Genomic DNA, 18,743 nt, shown 5'->3' with positions numbered 1-18,743 from the left:
GGTCAATTCTTTCTGCAGGTAGCCACACATCAGTCGCGAACCGATTTCCCTGACGCCCCCCATCGAGCGGGCGATTCTGGTCAGTGCGCCATTCAAGCGCAGCGGCGCGAAGCACTACGTCGATGAACACCTCGAAGAGCTCGCGCGACTGGCCGACACGGCCGGTGCGGAAGTGGTGGGCACGCTCACACAGCAGCTCGACCGTCCGCATCCGGCCACGTACCTCGGCACCGGCAAAGTCGAGGAACTGAAGCTGCGCATCCAGGAACTGGGTGCGACCCTCGTCATTTTCGACGATGAACTCACACCGGCGCAGGGCAAGAACATCGAGTTGATCGTGAACACGCGCGTGATGGATCGCGCGGAACTGATCCTCGACATCTTCGCCACGCGTGCCCGCTCGAGTGAAGCGCGTATGCAGGTCGAACTCGCGCAGCTCGAGTACATGTTGCCGCGCCTGACGCGCATGTGGACCCACCTCGAGAAGATGCGTGGTGGTATCGGCATGCGTGGTCCCGGTGAAACGCAGCTCGAAACCGACCGTCGACTCATTCAGCATCGGATCCGTGTGCTGAAGGAACGATTGGCGGATGTGGAGCGTGCGCGCGAGATCCAGCGTCAGGGGCGTCGCTCGCAATTCCGCGTGTCACTCGTGGGCTACACCAATGCCGGCAAGTCTTCCGTGCTGCGTACCCTCGCCAACGATGGTGAGGTGTTCGTGGAGGACCGGCTGTTTGCCACGCTCGATCCCCTCACGCGTGAAGTGGAAGTGGGTGATGGGTACACGGTGTTGCTCACGGATACCGTGGGCTTCATCCGCAAATTGCCTCACCATCTCGTGGCATCGTTTCGGGCCACACTGGCCGAAGCCCGTGAGGCGGACTTGCTGCTGCATGTCATCGATGCGAGCCATCCCACGTGGGAAGAACACCGCGATGTTGTCGACGGCGTGCTGACCGATCTGGGACTGTCCGGGCGGCCGATGCGTTATGTGATGAACAAGATGGACGCTGTGCCGGAAGAGCTGGACGCCGGTGTGCGTGCGCGGGTGGCCAATCTGATGCCGGATTCGTTGTTCGTGTCCGCACTCGAGCCGGGCGGACTGGAAGGCCTGCGAACGGAGTTGCGCGAAAGTCTCAAGCGTTCGCGTCCCGTACTGGAAGTGCGCATTCCGGCATCCAACGGACGATTGATCGCCGAGGTCCATCGCGATGGTGAAGTCCTCGAACAACGCACCGATGAGGAGCTCATTGTCATTCGCGCCCGTCTGGATGAACGCGCGATCGGGCGGCTCCGTCAGGCTGGTGTGAGTGTCACGGTCACGCAGGCGGCGCGTCCGTTTGCCAACACCCCATAACACGCCACCAGCGGGTGTCGTGTTCACGAACGCAAAAGGCCGGTGATCTTGAAGATCACCGGCCTTTTTGTGCCGAGTTACGGCAAGTGGGCGCGCAGGGACTCGAACCCCGGACCTCTGCTGTGTGAAAGCAGCGCTCTAACCAGCTGAGCTACGCGCCCGTACCACTCTATCGTGCAAAGTCGAAACGATGTACGACGGATCAAGAACGTAACGGGCCGAACTGGGCGACGGAAGCCCCCACAACAAAATCCGCGCAATGGGTGACAAAGCAAACGCCCCGACGACGAACATCGGGGCGTGCATGGTCCGGGTGGGACTTGAACCCACGATCCTTCGATTATGAGTCGAGCGCTTTGACCGACTAAGCTACCGGACCGACGAATCCCATGAGGCGGTCAATGGATCGCGCCACAGGTGTGCTGCAACCTGCATCTGGCTCCACCAAGTTACATCAATCGCCGTCAAGTTGCCTCAGGCCGCATCCATGGCCTGATGTTGGTCGAAGGCCTGGAGCACCTCGTCCGGCGAAACGGTCGCTGCGCCAAGTTTGCCCACTTCGACACCCGCCGCATAGTTCGCCACGATCGCCGCTTCGAGCGCCGTGGCTCCGGCCGCCAGCATGGTGGCCAGATACGCGGTGACGGTATCGCCGGCTCCCACCACATCGTACACCTCACGCGCGGTGGTGGGGACACGATGGACCACGCCGTCGGCGGAGATCAACGCCATGCCGCGCTCACCCAGCGTGAGGAGCAGGTGCTCGACGCCCAACCGTGCAAAGGTTGCCGGCAGCGCCCCGGGATGTTCGAGATCGACCGCTGCGCCCAAGGCGCCTTCGAGTTCACGGCGATTCGGCTTGAACACCGTCGCCCCGCGATACGTGAAGAAGTTGCGGAACTTGGGATCGACCACGATCGGCAGACCGCGCGTACGCGCCATCGCAATGGCCCCCTCGATGACCGCCGGCACCAGCACGCCCTTGTTGTAGTCCTCGAACACCAGTGCCGTGGCATGCGGGAGCGCACGTTCAATGGCGTCGAGGACACGTCGCACGTCGTCGGCCGACAGATCGGCGTCGTCTTCTTCGTCGAACCGCACCAACTGCTGTGACCGGGCCATGACGCGGGTCTTGGTGGTGGTCGGCCGATCGACCGTCACCAGCGAACGGTCCTGCATGGCACCGGCCTGCAGCCGCTCGCGCAACAGGGCCCCAGGGCCGTCATTGCCGATCACCGCCACGAGATCACATCCGGCACCCAGCGCCGCGACGTTCTGCGCCACGTTGGCGGCGCCCCCCAGCGCGAGCTTCCGGTCGCGAACCCGCACCACCGGCACGGGCGCTTCGGGGGAGATACGATCGACATCGCCACGCAGATAGACATCGAGCATGGCGTCGCCGATGATGACGACATGTTGCCGTTGTGCCGCCGACAGCAGGGATTCCAGGCGCGCGCGCGCGATGGTGGGAGACATCACGGGAAAGTACACACACTCGGGCGGACGCGGGATTACCTTCGGCGCGTCCGCTTTGTTTCTTCCGGGAGTCCCATGCCGTCTGGCCCAGCATCACCGGTGTCGAATCGATCGCCGCACGCGCCGTCCACGACGACGCGCACACCGTACCTGGTGCTCGCGGCCTCACTCATCGGCATTTCGTTCGCCGCACCACTGATTCGCCTGTCAGAGGCGGCGCCGCTGGTGATCGCGACCTGGCGCTTGGGATTCTCCCTCATCATCGTGGCGATCGCCTTGGTGATCGGCGGAGGATGGCGCGCCTGGCGCACACTGGCCCGCGCGGATCTGTTGCTCGCTGGTGGAGCAGGGGTTCTGCTCGCCCTGCACTTCTGGACATGGAACACCTCACTCCGCTACACCAGCGTGGCGGCGTCCGTGGCCCTGGTGAACCTGCAACCGGTCATCATCGCCGCCATCTCGGGCTTCTGGTTGCGTGAACCCGCCACCAGGCGGCAATGGTTCTGGATCGTGGTGGCGGTGATTGGTGCCTTGATCGTGGGGCTGGCCGACGTGCCCGGAGGCCTGCGTGCGATCGGCCCCGCATTGCTTGGGTCCGGCGAAGGATCACGGGCCCTGCTGGGTGATGGCCTGGCGCTGCTGGGCGCAGTCACCGCAGCGGGCTATTACCTGATCGGACGAAGACTGCGGCAGCATCTGGCCTTGTGGCCCTACGTCGGCCTGGTCTACGGCGCGGCCTTTGTGGCCTGTCTGATCCTGTGCCTTGTCACGCAGGCGCCGCTCACGCCCCAGCCTCCACGTGAGCTGGCCATCTTCGCCGGGCTGGCGCTGGGTCCGATGCTGCTGGGGCACACGGGGATGAACTGGGCGCTGGCGCACCTGCCGGCATTCGTGGTCAACCTCACGGTGCTGGGCGAGCCCGTGGGCGCGACACTGTTGGCAGCCCTGCTGCCCGGCATTGCCGAAGTGCCCGGACCGGCCACCATCGTGGGAGGCATTCTCGTCCTCACCGGCGCCATTCTGGCGGCCCGGCGCTGAGCGGAATCGAGGGCGACGGTTCGCCTTCGGGCCGGAATCGCGATCTGCGTAGGAGGGGACTGCTGACCGGTTTACCTTTCTGCGGTGTGGATCCCTGAAGTCCTGACCCGCGCGAACGCTGATTCGCGAATTGAGCCCGCCCCAGGCGGAGTGACAGCAGCCGGCCGGCCCTTGGGGGCGAGGCTGCGCGGCGGCGCCGCACTCGATGTGGCCGTCACCCGCGGCGATCTCGTGGAGTCCACCCATCGGGTTCACGCGGCCGTGGTCAGTGCCGACGGTGCGTTGCTCGACTCTGCCCGCGACCCGCAGCTCTCGACCTGGTGGCGCTCCTGCGCCAAGCCCTTTCAGGTCATGCCCCTCCTGCGCAGTGGTGGGTTGGACGCCCTGCAATGGGGAGTGGACGAGCTGGCGCTGGCCTGTGCCTCCCATGGTGGAGAACCGGAGCACGTGGCGGTCGCTGCTCGCATGCTGGAACAGTTGGGGCTGGAGGAAGGAGATCTCGCCTGCGGCCCCCATGATCCCTTGGCCGCACGCGGGGGACGCCTGCTGCGCGACGCCGGTCAGCGACCGTCCCGTCTGCACAACAACTGCTCCGGGAAACACGCGGCGATGTTGGCACGCGCGCGGCAAAGTGGCCTCGCCACCGCGGGCTACGAACGGGCAGATCATCCGGTGCAGCGGGATTGCCGTCAGGCCGTGGCAGAATGGACCGGCGTCCCGGAGCAGGCCCTCGGCGTCAGTGTCGACGGGTGTGGCGTCTCGGTGTTTGCGCTGCCACTCGCCAACATGGCGCTGGCGTATGCGCGTCTGGCCGAGGCGGCTCATGTGGGCGACGACGTAAGCCGGCGTGTGGTGACGGCGATGACAGAGCAGCCGTTCCTGGTCGGTGGCACCGATCGCTTCGACACCCTGTTGATGGAGGCGTGCCGCGGCAACGTGATCTGCAAGATCGGCGCGGAAGGGGTGCATACCTTCGCCATCGTCGATCGTCGGATCGGATTTGCGCTCAAGGTCGAAGACGGGGCGCCGCGGGCGCAGTTTCCGGCCGTGCTGGCGCTGCTCGATGCGTATGACGCGTTGCCGCGAACGTTGCCGAGCCCTCTGGCCGATTTTCTGCAGCGCCCTGTGCGAAACACGCGTGGCGAGCAGGTGGGCGCGGTCACGGTGAGCGGCGTCCCGGTGGGCCAGCGTTTCTCGTGAATCGCGTGGTGACGCGCTCCGGCGTCACCGCGTGCACGATTTTCATTATGAGTGCATGCATTCGATGACAACGATGGTCCCTTCCGACGTTACGTTGACGACACTCGATGACGAGACGGCGGCGCTGGTGTACCTCGCTGCCATGCTCGCCGGAGGGTCGGAGTCGGAGACCCGCGTCGCGCTGACGCGGGCGCATCAGCAGATTCGTGCGTCGTGGGTCGACGAGGTCATCCTGCAGACGTATCTGTTCGCCGGTTTTCCGCGCGCACTGAACGGTGCGCGTGAGTGGCGTCGCATCTCCGGTCGGGTAGCGCCCACGATCGATACGCATGCCATCGACACGGCGGCGGAACGATTGGCGAAGGGGGAGGTGACCTGTGCTACGGTGTATGGTCGCTTCTACGAGCAGTTGCGCGTCAACATCCGGGAGCTGCACCCCGCACTCGATCAGTGGATGATCGAAGAAGGGTATGGCAAAGTGCTGTCACGGGCGCCCCTCGATTTGGCCCGTCGGGAGCTGTGTATCGTGGCATCGTGTGCCATCGCTCGTCAGGATCGTCAGTTGCATTCGCATCTGCATGGCGCGCTGCACGCGGGCGCTTCGGCCGATGTGGTCACCGCCACGCTGGATGTCGTCGGACCGTTTCTCGCGCCCGACGATGTCCGCCGCTACCACGGCCTGTGGGCCCGGGTACAGGGCAAGTAGTTCGCAGTATCCGGGTGCCAATCACCCGGCACGCAGTGGTCCGCTCCATCATTCGCTCCAGATTCCGCAGAGTGCCATATGTTCGTCGATCGCGTCCTCGTCAAAGTCGAAGCCGGTACGGGTGGGTCAGGTCAGACCTCGTTCCGTCGAGAGAAGTACGTTCCCATGGGTGGCCCTGATGGGGGCGATGGTGGGCGGGGCGGAGACGTCATCGTGCGAGGCGATCGCAACCTCACCACACTGCTCGACTACACCTACCGCGATTCGTGGAAGGCCGAACGCGGCCAGCACGGCGAAGGGTCCAATCGCACCGGTCGCTCCGGCGACGATGTCGTGCTGCCCGTGCCGCCCGGCACGATCATTCGCGACTCGCGCACCAAGGAGCTGCTGGGTGAAGTCATGGAACACGACGACACCGTGCTGGTGGCCAAAGGTGGGCGGGGCGGCAAGGGCAATGCGTTCTTCGTCACCGCCACGCACCAGTCGCCGCGTGAGTGGCAGCCCGGTGAAGAAGGGGAGATGCGCACGCTGGAGCTCGAGCTCAAGCTGATTGCCGACGTCGGGTTCGTCGGACAGCCCAACGCCGGCAAGAGCACGCTGCTGTCGGTGATCTCGGCGGCGCGCCCGAAAATTGCGGACTACCCGTTCACCACGCTGTCGCCCAATCTGGGCGTCGTGCCACTCAGCGATCATCGTTCGTTTGTGGTCGCCGACATTCCCGGGATCATCGAAGGCGCGCACGAAGGGAAGGGACTCGGATTGCAGTTCCTGCGGCACATCGAACGCACCCGTTTGCTCGCGTTTCTGATTCCGATCGACGCGATGGACTGGCAGGCGGAACTCGATCAACTCCGCCACGAGATCGCCTCGTATTCCGAGGAGCTGGCGGCCAAGCCGTACTGCGTGGTGTTCTCCAAACTCGACCTGCTGGGCGAACACTACATCCCCGAGATCGATGCCGGCGCAGCCTTCGGGCTCTACGCGATCAGCGCTGCCGGGCGCATGGGACTCGACACCATGCTCGATGGCTGGTGGCGTCAGTTGCTCGCCATGCGCGCCATTGCCGAACAGCCGCTCAAGGATGCACAACTGCTCCCCTGAAGCCTTCGCCTGCCTCGCATTGCAGACGCTGCCCAAGATGGGTGACGTCAGCGTGCGAGGCCTGGTGGAAGCACACGGGAGCGCGAACGCGGCGCTGGCGTCCCTGCCTCCGGCGGTGGTCGCTGCGGCGCGGCAGAGTGCGGCCAGCAGTGTGCAGTTGGCCACCCGCACAGGAGCCCACATCGTGGCGCTGCCGGACGAGCACTATCCGGCACGACTCCGTGAACTGCGGGATGCACCGGCTGTGCTGTTTGCGCGCGGCTCCGTGGACATTGCGGCGCCGCCGGCAGTGGCGATCGTTGGCACGCGTACGGCCAGCGGCTACGGTCTGCGGGTCGCAAGATCCATCGCCACCGCATGTGCGCGCGCGGGTATCTCGGTGGTCAGTGGATTGGCGCGTGGCATCGATGGGGCCGCGCACGAGGCCGCACTCGCGGCCGGCGGACGCACCGTGGCCGTCCTTGGCACCGGTATCGATATCACCTATCCCAAGAGTCATCGCCTCCTGCAGGAGCGCATCGCCCACGAAGGACTCGTCTTGTCCGAGCAGACACCCGGCGACGCCGGACACGCCGGCACCTTCCCGCGTCGCAATCGACTCATCGCCGCGTTGGCCGATGTCACCGTGGTGGTGGAAGCCGGCGAGGGCAGTGGGGCGCTCATCACCGCCGATCACGCCGTGGAATTGGGACGCACAGTTGCCTGTGTGCCCAATGCCATCGATGTCGCGACCGCACGAGGCAGCAACGCGCTGCTCAAAGCACACGCGGAGCCCATTCTGTCGCCCGACGATGTACTGCGTCTGCTGGACATGACCCCTTCACCGACACAGGGACCGGCGTTGGACGGTGTGTCCGCGCGGTGCTGGCATGCCGTGCAGCAGGGTGCGCTCACTCCCGTCGAAGTCGCGCAACACACCGGTCTCTCCACTCGTGATGCCACCGCGGTGCTGGCGTTGCTCGAGATCGACGGATTGCTCGTCTTCGACACCAGTGGACGCATTCGCCCCACATTGCTCGGCACATGACGCTTCCCGGGCAATCGGTCGTCTACGAACACGTGTATGTGCACGTGCCGTTTTGTGCACGCCGGTGCAGCTACTGCGATTTTTCCATCGCCGTCCGGCGCGAAGTGCCGTGGCAGGAGTATGTGAACGGCATTCGCGCGGAACTCGCGCTCCAACGGCCAGCAGGGAAGCCGGTGCTGCGCACGTTGTACTTCGGTGGCGGCACGCCGTCCCGCCTTGGTGTCGATGGCGTGTGCGCCCTGCTCGCACTGATGCGGGAGCATTTTTTGTGGGACGAAAGCGCCGAAGTGACGCTGGAAGCCAATCCCGAGGACATTTCGGTGGACAGCGTGCGTGCCTGGCGTATCGCGGGCATCAATCGACTCAGCATCGGAGTGCAGAGCTTTCATGATGACGTGTTGCGCTGGATGCATCGAGTCCATGACGCCGACGCCGCCAAACGTGCGGTGGGTGCCGCCCGCGACGGCGGGATCGTGGATCACTCCATCGATCTGATCTTCGCCACCCCCGATGGGGTGCACCGTTCCTGGACCGACGACCTCGAGCAGGCCATCGCGCTCGGTGCCGATCATGTCTCGCTGTACGGATTGACAGTGGAGCCGCATACGCCGCTCGGGCGCTGGAATGCGCGCGGGGCGGTGGCCGAGGCCGAAGAAGAACGCTACGAACGGGAGTTCCTCGAGGCGCACCATCGGCTCGGTGCCGCCGGGTACGAACACTACGAAGTGTCCAACTACGCTCGTCCCGGACGCCGTGCACGGCACAACAGCGCCTACTGGCGCGGCGTGCCCTATCTCGGCCTCGGTCCGTCCGCGCATGGTTTTGATGGGACACAACGCCGCTGGAACGAGCCCGCGTATGCCGCGTGGCTTCGGCAGGTCACCGAGGGACGGGATCCGGTCGCTGGCGCGGAAGTCCTCACCGACGAGAACCGCATCGCCGAATCGGTGTATCTCGGATTGCGTACTGTCGATGGACTTCCCCTCTCGGTGGCCGAAACCATGCATGTTGCCCGCTGGATCGATGCGGGATGGGCCACCATCCAGTCCGTGGAAGCGACGAGCCATCCGTCACCACACGTTGGTGATGGGAACGCACCCTATGCGCAGGCCGCGCAACGACTCACGTGTACGCCGATGGGTTGGCTGCGCCTCGATGCGCTGGCCGCCGACTTGACAGCGTTTCGCGGCACTTCGTAGGCTTCTCCTCATGGCGCATGGTGCGGAACTTTCGGAACGCGAGCGACGGGTCCTCGAGGCGGTGATTCAGAGCTACGTCGCGAGTGCGGAGCCGGCTGGATCGCGCACGCTGTCGCGGCAGTTCGGGCTGGGGATTTCGCCCGCGACCATTCGCAACACGATGAGTGACCTCGAAGACAAGGGGTTTCTCTTTCATCCGCACACGTCGGCCGGGCGTATTCCCACCGACAAGGCGTATCGCACCTACGTCGATTCGCTGATGCGTATCGACCCCCTGACGGCGCCCGAGCAGCGGCAGCTTGAAGCGGAGATCAGTGCCGGCGGGTCGGCCATCGAAACCATTCTCCGTCGCGCCGCCCAATCGCTCGGCATTCTCACGCAGGAATTGGGTGTCGCGCTCGGGCCTCGTCTCGAGCGCGCGGCCCTGCGTCAGCTCGAGTTGGTGCGGGTGTCGTCGGATCGCCTGCTGATGGTATTGAGCCTCACCGGCGGTGCCGTACGCACGATCTTTGTCGAGGTACCCGGTGTCATCGCCGATGAAGCCCTGATCGGGGTCACCATCGTGCTGAACGAACGCCTGGCCGGTCTCACCTTGGCGCAGGTGCGCACGTCGCTGGCCTCCAGGTTGCGCGATGTGCAAACCACGCCCGAGACCGCGGAGCTGCTCAACATCTTCCTGCAGGAAGGCGATCAGGTGTTCGGCCGAGCCGCGGCGCCGATCGAGCCGGTGGTGCTCGGGCAGGCCTCGCTGCTGGCGGATCAACCGGAGTTTGCCACCGGCGAGCGGATGCGCCAGCTCATCGAGCTCACCGAAACCCGTCAGCGCATCGCGACGTTGCTCGAGGAGCGACCGGGCGGTCAGGGCCTGTCCATCACCATCGGCAACGAGCATGGGGATCCCAAGCTCGAACCCTTCACGGTGGTCACGGCCGGCTACCAGGCCGGGTCGCTCAGCGGGGTGATCGGGGTCATCGGCCCCACCCGCATGCCCTACGAAAAGGTGATCTCCCTGGTGGAGCACACCTCCCGACTGGTCTCCGATCTGCTCTGCTAAGGTCGGCCCGGCACTCCTCCCACGGGGAGAAATTGCCGATATTTCAGGGCTGGAGCATGTCGCAGCGGACGCCTCGATGGTCGTAGGCCTCTGTGACGGCGCATTTCGTGTTTCTCAGGGATTCCGCACATGGCAGATTTTTACGCGGTACTTGGTGTACCGCGCGACGCCTCTGACGACGATATCAAGAAGGCCTATCGCCGACTGGCGATGCAGTGGCACCCCGACCGCAACGGGGGCGCCAAGGAGGCCGAAGAGAAGTTCAAGGAGATCACCGAGGCGTACGATGTGCTGCGGGATCCGCAGAAACGTGCGGCATTCGATCGGTATGGCGAAGCGGGCCTGCGCGGTGGGTCGCAGTCGGCGTATGAACATGTCGATCTGTCGGAAGCGCTCAACATCTTCATGCGCGATTTCGGCGGGTTCGGTGACTTGTTCGGCGGTGCCGCTGGCGGCGGTCGTCGATCGGGCCCGCGCACGGGCGCCGATATCAAGGTGCCGCTCGCACTGACGCTCACCGAAGTCGCGACGGGCGTCGAGAAGACGGTCGTGATGAAGGTGCTGGACTCGTGCGACAAGTGCGAAGGCTCCGGCGCCGAACCGGGCACCAAGCCTCAGGCCTGCGGCACATGTGGTGGCGCTGGCGAAGTACGTCGGGCGCAGCGCTCGTTCTTTGGCCAGTTCGTCTCGGTGGCTCCGTGTCCGACCTGTGCCGGTGAAGGCGTGGTGGTGGCGGCCCCGTGCAAGAAGTGTCGTGGCGAGGGGCGGGTGCGCGCCGAGCGCACGCTCAAGATCCAGATCCCTGCAGGCGTGGCCACCGGGCAGTACATGACGTTGCGCGGCGTTGGCAACGTGGGGCCGCGCGGCGGCACCCGAGGCGATGTGCTGGCGGTCTTCGAAGTGGAAGACGACGATCGTTTCGATCGCGACGGTGAGGACCTGTTCTGCGAAGCGCTGGTGACCTACCCGCAGTTGGTGTTCGGTGCGGATATCCGTGTGCCGGGCGTGACGGGCGATCTGTCGCTGCGCGTGCCCTCGGGCACCCAGAGCGGCACGGTGTTTCATCTGCGTGGTCGTGGCTTGCCGCGGGTCAATGCTTCCGGGACGGGTGACCTGCATGTGAAGGTGCAGCTCTGGACACCGCAATCGGTGGACGGCGACGAAAAGTCCACGATCGAACGGTTGTCGTCATTGCAAGGGCAGGCGCCGCCACAACGCGAGAAAGGCTTCTGGTCGAAGATGAAGGAAGCGCTGCGTGCCTGAGTCTGAAGCGCGTTGGATCAGTGTGCGCGTCACGCCGGACCAGCACTCGGTGGGCGCTCGCGAGGCCTGCATGACCGCGCTGTTCGCCGTCGGCGCGCAGGGTGTGCATGAAGACCTCTCGGCGCTCGTCACGCACTTTCCGCCGGGCACGGATCTCGAAGCGGTGCATCGGGCCATCACCGAGGCCGACGACCTTGCCGTCATCGAGACTGCACCGGTGCCCGATATCGACTGGAGCGAAGCCTGGAAGTCGCGCATCGGGTCGCATCAGTTGGGCGATCTGATGGTGACCCCGCCTTGGCTGGCGGAAGGACAAGACCCGGCTCGTACGATCATCATCGAACCGGGCATGGCCTTCGGCACCGGCGAACACGCCACGACACGGGGCGTGGTGCGGCTCATGCCGCGTCGCCTGCGGTCGGGCAGTACGGTGGCCGACCTCGGCGCGGGCAGTGCCGTGCTGGCCATCGCCGCCGCCAAACTGGGTGCTGCGCGCGTCTACGCCATTGAGCTCGATGGTGAGGCCATTCCCGATGCCGAAGCCAACGTGGAGCGGAACGGTGTGGCCGATCGGGTGCATGTGTTCGAAGGGGACGCCGGCTCCTTGCTGCCCCTCGTGGCACCAGTGCATCTGGTGCTCGCCAACATCATTTCGTCGGTGCTGACCGAATTGCTGCCGGTCATCGGCATGGCATTGTCCGAAGACGGCTCGGCCATCCTGAGCGGAATTCTGTACGAAGAGCGCAGCATGATGGTGGAAGTGTTGACCGCGCACGGCTGGACCATCCTGGAAGAAGACGCGGAGGACATCTGGTGGTCGGTGTCGATCGCGCGGGCGTAGCAGCCGGGCGCCCCCAATTCGTGGTGGCGGATGCCATTGCCGTGGGGGCCACATTGGCACTCGACGAGGGCGCGGTACGGCACATTCGTGTGCTGCGTCTCGAAGCCGGCGCCATGATCGGTGTGCGCAACGGCCAGGGCAGTATCGGTGCAGGCCAACTGGTGCGCCTCTCCAAGACGCAGGCCCATGTCGAGATCACGGAAGCGGTCTCGGTCTCGCCGCTTCCCGCCGTGCATCTGCTGGTACCGGTGGCCGACCGGGACCGCATGCTGTGGCTCGCCGAGAAAGCCGCCGAGTTGGGCGCCACGAGTTGGCGGCCGGTGTTGTGGCGGCGTTCACGCAGCGTCTCTCCGCGGGGAGAGGGCGTGAATTTCCAGGCCAAGGTGCGCGCCCGTATGGAGGGGGCATTGGCCCAGTCGGAGGGGGCATGGCTTCCGCAGCCCTTTCCGGAGGCCAATCTCGAGCGGGCCGTGCTGGCGGCGCCTGCCGGCCGTCGGATTGTGCTCGATCCCGACGGCGAGCCACTCACCGGCGCGTTGGGGGCACCATTGACCGCTCCGGTGGTGATCGCCGTCGGGCCGGAAGGTGGCCTCGAGGCCGATGAGATAGCAGACCTGGAGCAGGCGGGATTCCAGCGGCGATCGCTGGGACCGACCATCCTGCGATTTGAAACGGCTGCGGTTGCCGCACTGGCGATCGCCCGAACCGCCCTGGGGCGGGGGAGTGAGGCATCCGATGAGTGACGCGAACTGCATCTTCTGCCGCATCGTGGCTGGGGAGATCCCCGCCACGGTGGTCGCGCGGAACGAGCATGCCCTGGCATTCCGTGACCTGCACCCGCAGGCGCCGTCTCACCTGTTGGTGATCCCGGTGCGGCACGTGGATTCTTTGGCCTCGGCCGACAACACGGCTGAGCTTGGCGCGGTCCTGTCGCTGGCCGCCGAGGTGGCCCGTGCGGAAGGGCTGGCGGAAGCCGGATACCGGGTCGTCACCAATATCGGCGGCGACGGCGGGCAGACGGTGCAACACCTGCATTTCCATGTGCTTGGCGGTCGGCAGATGCATTGGCCGCCGGGTTGACCCAAGGCCTTGGATCCCCTAGGATACAGGGCTGTCCCACTTTTTTGTCCACGAGCCGTCTGATCACATCCCGATCTGACGAGAACCAAAGCTCCGGGCACACTCCGAAGGCCATACCGAGGTTCAGTTTGTCGGAAGTCATCATCCACGAGGACGAGAATTTCGAGCGGGCACTCAAGCGCTTCAAGAAGAAGTGCGAGAAGGCCGGTATCCTGTCCGATCTGCGCAAGCACCGTCACTACGAGAAGCCGTCGGAGCGTCGCAAGCGCAAGATGAACGCCGCCGTTCGGAAGAATCGCCGCACCCGCCACGGGTGAGCAGTCCTGTGGACGCCAGCGGCGCCTCGCTGCTGGCGCGGTTGCAAAGTGATCAGGCGGCCGCTCGCCGTGAACAACTGAAGGATCGCGTCCTGCTCCTCGGCATGGTGATCGCCGAGGTCAAGTATCGCGAGCTGGAATTGTCGCGGCCTATTGCTGATGACGACGTCGTCGAGGTCATTCGCAAGGGCATCAAGAAGCGCCGCGAATCCGTCGAGATGTACAGCAAGGCCGGGCGAACGGACCTGCTCGAAAAGGAGCAGCAGGAGGTGGCCATGCTCGAGGCCTACCTGCCGCCGCAGGTCGATCCGGCGGAGATTCGCGCCGCAGTCGTCGCCGCCATTGCGGCGGGTGCCAACAACGTTGGCGCCGTGATGGGGCGTGTCATGCCCGCCTACAAAGGCCGAGTCGATGGTGGCGTGATCAATGCCATCGCGCGCGAGGAGCTCGCCGGGAAGTAGCCGGTTGGCGACACGGGCGCTCGTGGTGCCCACCGCCATATCCGTGTCTCTCCCTTCGCAGCACCCGGTGCTGCAGTTCGGCAGGTCTTCATGAACGCGCACGCCCTCGGCATTCTCGAGTTTTCCCGCCTCCTCGCACATGTGGCGGGACGGGCCACGTCGGCCCCTGGCGCGGCCGCTGTCCGCGCGCTGACCCCACGCACCGATCGGGAGTGGATCGAAGCCGAGCACGCCCGCGTACGCGCCGTGCGTGCCCTGGTCGCCTCGGAATTGGGGTGGCCCACCGAACCGATCCCGGACATTGGGGAACCGCTGCGGCGCCTGCGCATCGAAGGGCTGTCGTGGACCGCGCTCGAATTGCTGCAGGGCGCCACACTGCTGCGTTCGTCCCGCCGCACCCGTGCCACGCTGCGTGATCCGCGGCGGCCGGCCATCATGCTCGCGTACCTGGTCCGATATGCCGAGGCCCTCGTCGACCTCGAGCCGCGCGAACAGGCCATCGAACGCGCCATTGGCGACGATGGAACCGTGCGCGACGATGCGTCACCGACGTTGCGCAAAGTGCGACGTGACCTGCGCGAGACCGAAGGGCAACTCGTGCGATTGCTCGAGCGCGAGATGGGCAAGCTCGAGGCCCATCATCAGGTCAGCGACCTGTCGGTCACCATGCGCAACGGACGATGGGTGATGCCCATGCGCCGCGAAGCACGTGGGTATGTGGGCGGCATCGTCCACGACAGCTCCGGTACCGGCGCCACCATCTACGTGGAGCCACCGGCGGCCGTGGAGTTCGGCAATCGCGTGCGCGAACTCGAGATCGAAGAGCAGCGCGAGGTGGAGCGGGTACTGCGCGCGCTCACCGATGAGATCCGTCCGTATCACGATGCCATCGGCGGGGCCTACGACGCGCTGGTGGCACTCGACTCACTGTATGCCCGTGCGCGTTACGCGATCGAAGCGCAGTGCGCGCCGGTCACGTTCGGCGAACCGTCAGCGGGCTTCCGCATCGTGGATGGCCGTCATCCCCTGCTGCTCGCCAGCGGTGGAGCGGTGGTGCCGTTCGACCTGACCCTGCATGCGGGGGAACGCACGATGCTGGTGTCAGGTCCGAACACCGGCGGTAAAACCGTGCTGCTCAAAGCCATTGGGTTGATCAGCATGATGGCGCAGTGCGGTGTGCCAGCGCCCCTGGGGGAAACCAGCCAGCTCGCCGTCTTCGACGATCTCTATGCCGATGTCGGCGACGAGCAGAGCATCGAAGCGAGTCTGTCCACCTTCAGTGCGCACCTCAAGAATCTCGGAGAGATTCTCCGTTCGGCCACGACGTCATCACTGGTGCTGATCGACGAACTCGGATCGGGCACGGACCCGGCCGAAGGCGCGGCACTGGGTGGAGCCATTCTCGAAACGCTGACGCGACGTGGTACGCTCACGCTGGCGACCACACACCTTGGGCAACTCAAGTTGTTGGCCACCGATGTCGAGGGCGTGGTGAATGCCTCACTGCAATTCGACGCCGTGCAACTCGCGCCCACGTATCGGCTGCTCAAGGGCGTACCGGGTCGCAGCTACGGTTTGAGCATCGCGCGCCGGCTGCAGATCGACGAAGCGGTCATTCAGCGCGCCGAAGAGCGGCTGCCCAGCGGCGAACGCGATATGGCGGTGTTGTTGGCCGACGTCGAAGCGCGTGAAGCGCTGCTGGCCGATCGTGAGCGGCTCATGGAGATCGATCAGGAGAAGCTGCGCGCACGGCTGGCAACAGTGGGTGATCGTGAACTCAAGGTGCGTGAACGCGAGCGCGAGGCGGAGCGTTCCGCACGCCAGGAGGCTCGGCGTTTTCTGCTCGAGGCCCGTGGACAGGTCGAGCGAGCCATCGCCGATGTGAAGCGACAGGCGCAGGTGGAAGGCGAGGCCTTCGAGGAGACCGCACGGGCAGCCCGTCGCTCCATCGAAGAGGCGGCGGCCGAACAAGGAGAGGCCGTTGCCTACGTCGGCTTGCGCGGAGAGCGTGATCGTGCGCGTGTGGACGCCAAACGCGGCGCCGCCGCGGCAGCCGCCAATCCGTCGCTGGGGCGCACGCTGCGTCCGGAACGCGGGGCCGTGGCGCCGCTTGGCGAAGGCGATCACGTGATCGTGAGCACGCTCGACGGCAAACAGGGACGCATCGTGTCCGTACGAGGCCAGGATGCCCGTGTGGCCGTGGGGTCGCTCACCGTGACCGTGCCATTGCGCACACTCACCCGCTCGGCCGCGGCGCCTGTGTCGATGTATCGCACGCCCATCCTGGGCGATGTGCCCGAGGTGGAACCGGTCCGTGAGGTGGATGTGCGGGGGCTGCGTGTGGACGAGGTCGATGACCAGGTTCTCCAGGCCCTCGATGCGGCGGTGCGCAATGATCTGCGGGAACTGCGCATCATCCACGGCAAGGGGACTGGAGCGCTGCGTTCGCGGGTCAGCGAGATGCTGAAGAAGGACACGCGGGTGACCGGATTCCGTCTGGGCGCATGGAACGAGGGCGGCGCCGGCGTCACAGTTGCCGAACTGGCCTGAAGGAGCGTTGATTCGTTCAATGTCCTCCTTCGTGCGGTATCCACGTGAGTGCGCGCACGCATGATTGCCGACGAATTGGTCGAGCAGGTCCGATCGGCGGCGGATATCGTGGAGATCGTCAGTGAGTTCGTGCCGCTGCGACGTTCGGGCGGCACGTGGCGCGGGCCGTGCCCTTTTCATCAGGGCAAAAACCCAAATTTTTCGGTCTCGCCTTCGCACGGCAGCTATCACTGCTTCGTGTGCCATGAAAGCGGTGATGTGTTCACGTTCGTACGCAAGCGACTCGGACTGGATTGGCCGGCGGCGGTGAAGTACGTGGGAGAGAAGGTCGGTATCGAGGTGATCGACACCCCACGACGCGCCCAGGTTCAGGATCCGAATGCGCCGAACCATGAAGCGCTGGCCGCCGCCGCCGAGTGGTTCCAACAGCAATTGTCCGACGAGCAGATCGGACGCGATGCCCGTGCGTATCTGACGCAGCGCGGACTGGACAGCGGGGCATGGCAACGCTTCGGACTCGGCTTCGCGCCGCGTGATGCGCAGGCTTTGCGACGGTACCTGCATTCGCTCGGACACGACGACGCCCGGCTGCTGGAGGCGGGGCTGCTCGGCTTGCGCGACGGAGACACGGAGCCGCGGGTCCGGTTCCGTGGACGCGTGATGTTCCCCATCCACGATGAACTTGGTCGCCCCGTAGGCTTTGGTGGCCGAGCAATGGGTGACGATCAACCCAAGTACCTCAACAGCCCCGAATCTCCGGTCTTTCAGAAGCGTCGGACGTTGTACGGGCTGCATACCGCCAAGCAGGCCATGCGCCGCACTGAGCGCGCCATCGTGGTGGAAGGGTATCTCGATGCGATCCGTCTGGCCCTGGCCGGTATCGAAGAAGTGGTTGCGCCACTCGGCACGGCACTGACCGAAGAGCAGGCCAAGCTGCTCGTGCGCTACGCGTCGGAAATTTTTCTGCTCTATGACAGCGACGAAGCCGGACAGAAGGCTACCTTTCGTTCAGGCATGGAACTGCTGCGGGAGAAAGCCGCTGTTCGTGTGGTGACATTGCCTGATGGAGAGGATCCCGATTCGTACGTGCGTGTCCAGGGCCGGTCGGCCATGGAAACGCAGCTCGCGCAGGCGATCGATGTCTTCGACCGACAGGTGCAGTTGCTCGAGCGTCGCGGTTGGTTCAGCGATCTGCGTCGCAGCCGTCGTGCGGTGGACAAGTTGCTGCCGACCATTCGGGCCGCAGCCGATCCTCTCACACGCGATCTCTACGTGGCGCGGTTGGCTGACGTCACGCGCCTCGACAAAGCGGCGATCGCGGCTGAAGCGGAGGCGCAGGCAGAAGCAGAACGGCGGCGCTCCACCGCGTTGGTGCGACAATCTCCACAGCAGGCCGGACCGCCGACGGATTTTGGCGCACCTCCGCACGAGGGACAGGGCCCGCCGTTTGATGTAGGTGAAGAGCAGGGTGGTGTCGCGCTGCCTGAGCCGGCCTCTGACAAGGCGGCCCGGACACCGTGGAAGGGTCGTCGTGGCAAACAGGGGCCGGAGTGGAAGGTGACCGCCATTCCTCCGCGTCCGCGCAGTGACGAGCCGGTGGAACGTGCTCTGGTGCGCGCGATGTTGTTTGATCGCGGCGTCGCGGAGCGCGTCGCAGAGCGTCATCCTCCGGAAAGTTTTCGCAGCGATGCGTGCAGTGAACTCTTCGGAGTGCTGCTCGATGCACCATTTGACTGTGACATAGAGCAGATTGCATCACATCTCTCACCCGATGCACTGCGTGTGCTGCGTGAGCTCACGGAAGGCAGCCCCTTCGACGCGGAGGCGGCGGATATCACACTCAGTCTGAGCAGGCTCGACGCGCGCATTCTCGAAGATCGTGTCGATGCGATTCTCGAAGCGATGCGTCGCACGGATGATCGGACCGAGAAGGACACGCTCATGCGAGAGCGGCTGGAGCTGGAAACGGAACTGCGGCGGCTCTTGCCGATCCGCAGTCCACGCACTAAACCGAGAAGGTAGGGTGGCGCACGCGGTGCAGCTCTTGCACTCGTGACGTCGCATCCCCAAGAA

Annotated in this window: 17 protein-coding genes and 2 tRNA genes; 16 read left to right on the top strand and 3 right to left on the bottom strand. The window is 65.3% G+C overall.

From position 1 onward, the window contains the following. Window positions 1-28: 28 nt before the first annotated feature. Window positions 29-1,357: a GTPase HflX gene (gene hflX, locus GAU_RS09795; RefSeq protein ID WP_070105002.1), complete on the top strand. Its 1,329-nt coding sequence runs from the start codon at window positions 29-31 to the stop codon at window positions 1,355-1,357. A gap of 87 nt (window positions 1,358-1,444) precedes the next feature. Here hflX and GAU_RS09790 read toward each other — a convergent pair. The 3 genes from GAU_RS09790 to GAU_RS09780 form a co-directional block, all read right to left on the bottom strand. Continuing rightward, window positions 1,445-1,518, bottom strand: a tRNA-Val gene (locus tag GAU_RS09790). A 144-nt stretch (window positions 1,519-1,662) separates the two neighbouring features. Then, window positions 1,663-1,736 (bottom strand) — tRNA-Ile (locus GAU_RS09785). A gap of 95 nt (window positions 1,737-1,831) precedes the next feature. Next, on the bottom strand, window positions 1,832-2,833 hold the full coding sequence (locus tag GAU_RS09780; RefSeq protein WP_052574348.1) for a bifunctional heptose 7-phosphate kinase/heptose 1-phosphate adenyltransferase: 1,002 nt from the start codon (window positions 2,831-2,833) through the stop codon (window positions 1,832-1,834). Window positions 2,834-2,908: 75 nt separating this feature from the next. On the opposite strand from GAU_RS09780, the gene GAU_RS09775 reads away from it, so the two are divergent. The 15 genes from GAU_RS09775 to dnaG all read left to right on the top strand — a co-directional run bounded on the left by GAU_RS09775 (window position 2,909) and on the right by dnaG (window position 18,692). Then, a complete protein-coding gene (locus GAU_RS09775; protein WP_012683394.1) occupies window positions 2,909-3,871 on the top strand; it encodes a DMT family transporter in 963 nt (320 codons plus the stop codon). A gap of 150 nt (window positions 3,872-4,021) precedes the next feature. Next, a complete protein-coding gene (locus GAU_RS09770) occupies window positions 4,022-5,071 on the top strand; it encodes an asparaginase (RefSeq protein WP_052574346.1) in 1,050 nt (349 codons plus the stop codon). 73 nt (window positions 5,072-5,144) lie between these two features. Then, a complete protein-coding gene (locus GAU_RS09765; protein WP_169307650.1) occupies window positions 5,145-5,777 on the top strand; it encodes a carboxymuconolactone decarboxylase family protein in 633 nt (210 codons plus the stop codon). A 78-nt stretch (window positions 5,778-5,855) separates the two neighbouring features. Next, window positions 5,856-6,878, top strand: a complete 1,023-nt coding sequence (gene obgE, locus GAU_RS09760) for a GTPase ObgE (RefSeq protein WP_012683391.1) — start codon at window positions 5,856-5,858, stop codon at window positions 6,876-6,878. Continuing rightward, window positions 6,859-7,905, top strand: a complete 1,047-nt coding sequence (gene dprA, locus GAU_RS09755; protein WP_012683390.1) for a DNA-processing protein DprA — start codon at window positions 6,859-6,861, stop codon at window positions 7,903-7,905. Before obgE ends, dprA begins: the two co-directional genes overlap by 20 nt. Beyond that, window positions 7,902-9,104, top strand: coding sequence for a radical SAM family heme chaperone HemW (hemW, locus tag GAU_RS09750; protein WP_012683389.1), 1,203 nt, complete (start codon window positions 7,902-7,904; stop codon window positions 9,102-9,104). Before dprA ends, hemW begins: the two co-directional genes overlap by 4 nt. A 10-nt stretch (window positions 9,105-9,114) precedes the next feature. Next, a complete protein-coding gene (gene hrcA, locus GAU_RS09745) occupies window positions 9,115-10,158 on the top strand; it encodes a heat-inducible transcriptional repressor HrcA (protein ID WP_012683388.1) in 1,044 nt (347 codons plus the stop codon). 129 nt (window positions 10,159-10,287) lie between these two features. Further along, window positions 10,288-11,421, top strand: coding sequence for a molecular chaperone DnaJ (dnaJ, locus tag GAU_RS09740; protein WP_012683387.1), 1,134 nt, complete (start codon window positions 10,288-10,290; stop codon window positions 11,419-11,421). Beyond that, window positions 11,414-12,262, top strand: coding sequence for a 50S ribosomal protein L11 methyltransferase (locus GAU_RS09735; protein ID WP_012683386.1), 849 nt, complete (start codon window positions 11,414-11,416; stop codon window positions 12,260-12,262). The genes dnaJ and GAU_RS09735 overlap by 8 nt, the downstream gene beginning before the upstream one ends. Beyond that, window positions 12,235-13,005 carry an RsmE family RNA methyltransferase gene (locus GAU_RS09730; protein ID WP_041265428.1) on the top strand — a complete coding sequence of 257 codons (771 nt, stop codon included), beginning with the start codon at window positions 12,235-12,237 and terminating at the stop codon, window positions 13,003-13,005. The genes GAU_RS09735 and GAU_RS09730 overlap by 28 nt, the downstream gene beginning before the upstream one ends. Beyond that, window positions 12,998-13,342, top strand: a complete 345-nt coding sequence (locus GAU_RS09725) for a histidine triad nucleotide-binding protein (RefSeq protein ID WP_012683384.1) — start codon at window positions 12,998-13,000, stop codon at window positions 13,340-13,342. The genes GAU_RS09730 and GAU_RS09725 overlap by 8 nt, the downstream gene beginning before the upstream one ends. Before the next feature lie 128 nt (window positions 13,343-13,470). Further along, window positions 13,471-13,659, top strand: a complete 189-nt coding sequence (gene rpsU, locus GAU_RS09720) for a 30S ribosomal protein S21 (protein WP_012683383.1) — start codon at window positions 13,471-13,473, stop codon at window positions 13,657-13,659. Between the two features lie 8 nt (window positions 13,660-13,667). Then, entirely contained in the window at window positions 13,668-14,120 is a 453-nt protein-coding gene (locus GAU_RS09715) for a GatB/YqeY domain-containing protein (protein WP_012683382.1), read from the top strand. Window positions 14,121-14,210: 90 nt separating this feature from the next. Continuing rightward, a complete protein-coding gene (locus GAU_RS09710) occupies window positions 14,211-16,670 on the top strand; it encodes an endonuclease MutS2 (RefSeq protein ID WP_012683381.1) in 2,460 nt (819 codons plus the stop codon). A 60-nt stretch (window positions 16,671-16,730) separates the two neighbouring features. Further along, window positions 16,731-18,692 (top strand): DNA primase, encoded by a 1,962-nt coding sequence (gene dnaG, locus GAU_RS09705; protein ID WP_052574343.1) that lies wholly within the window; start codon window positions 16,731-16,733, stop codon window positions 18,690-18,692. Window positions 18,693-18,743 lie beyond the last annotated feature (51 nt).

The sequence above is a fragment of the Gemmatimonas aurantiaca T-27 genome (assembly GCF_000010305.1).
GTDB classification, from domain to species: domain Bacteria; phylum Gemmatimonadota; class Gemmatimonadetes; order Gemmatimonadales; family Gemmatimonadaceae; genus Gemmatimonas; species Gemmatimonas aurantiaca.
The sequence above is the reverse complement of the archived record's forward strand: the minus strand, read 5'-3'. Positions and strand labels throughout refer to the sequence as shown.

Excerpts from the sequence above, each read along its gene's own strand:
- GAU_RS09780 (WP_052574348.1), bottom strand. The coding sequence starts at position 2,833 with ATGTCTCCCACCATCGCGCGCGCGCGCCTGGAATCCCTGCTGTCGGCG.
- GAU_RS09775 (WP_012683394.1), top strand. The coding sequence starts at position 2,909 with ATGCCGTCTGGCCCAGCATCACCGGTGTCGAATCGATCGCCGCACGCG.
- GAU_RS09765 (WP_169307650.1), top strand. The coding sequence starts at position 5,145 with ATGGTCCCTTCCGACGTTACGTTGACGACACTCGATGACGAGACGGCG.
- obgE (WP_012683391.1), top strand. The coding sequence starts at position 5,856 with ATGTTCGTCGATCGCGTCCTCGTCAAAGTCGAAGCCGGTACGGGTGGG.
- dprA (WP_012683390.1), top strand. The coding sequence starts at position 6,859 with ATGCACAACTGCTCCCCTGAAGCCTTCGCCTGCCTCGCATTGCAGACG.
- hemW (WP_012683389.1), top strand. The coding sequence starts at position 7,902 with ATGACGCTTCCCGGGCAATCGGTCGTCTACGAACACGTGTATGTGCAC.
- hrcA (WP_012683388.1), top strand. The coding sequence starts at position 9,115 with ATGGCGCATGGTGCGGAACTTTCGGAACGCGAGCGACGGGTCCTCGAG.
- dnaJ (WP_012683387.1), top strand. The coding sequence starts at position 10,288 with ATGGCAGATTTTTACGCGGTACTTGGTGTACCGCGCGACGCCTCTGAC.
- GAU_RS09725 (WP_012683384.1), top strand. The coding sequence starts at position 12,998 with ATGAGTGACGCGAACTGCATCTTCTGCCGCATCGTGGCTGGGGAGATC.
- GAU_RS09710 (WP_012683381.1), top strand. The coding sequence starts at position 14,211 with ATGAACGCGCACGCCCTCGGCATTCTCGAGTTTTCCCGCCTCCTCGCA.
- dnaG (WP_052574343.1), top strand. The coding sequence starts at position 16,731 with ATGATTGCCGACGAATTGGTCGAGCAGGTCCGATCGGCGGCGGATATC.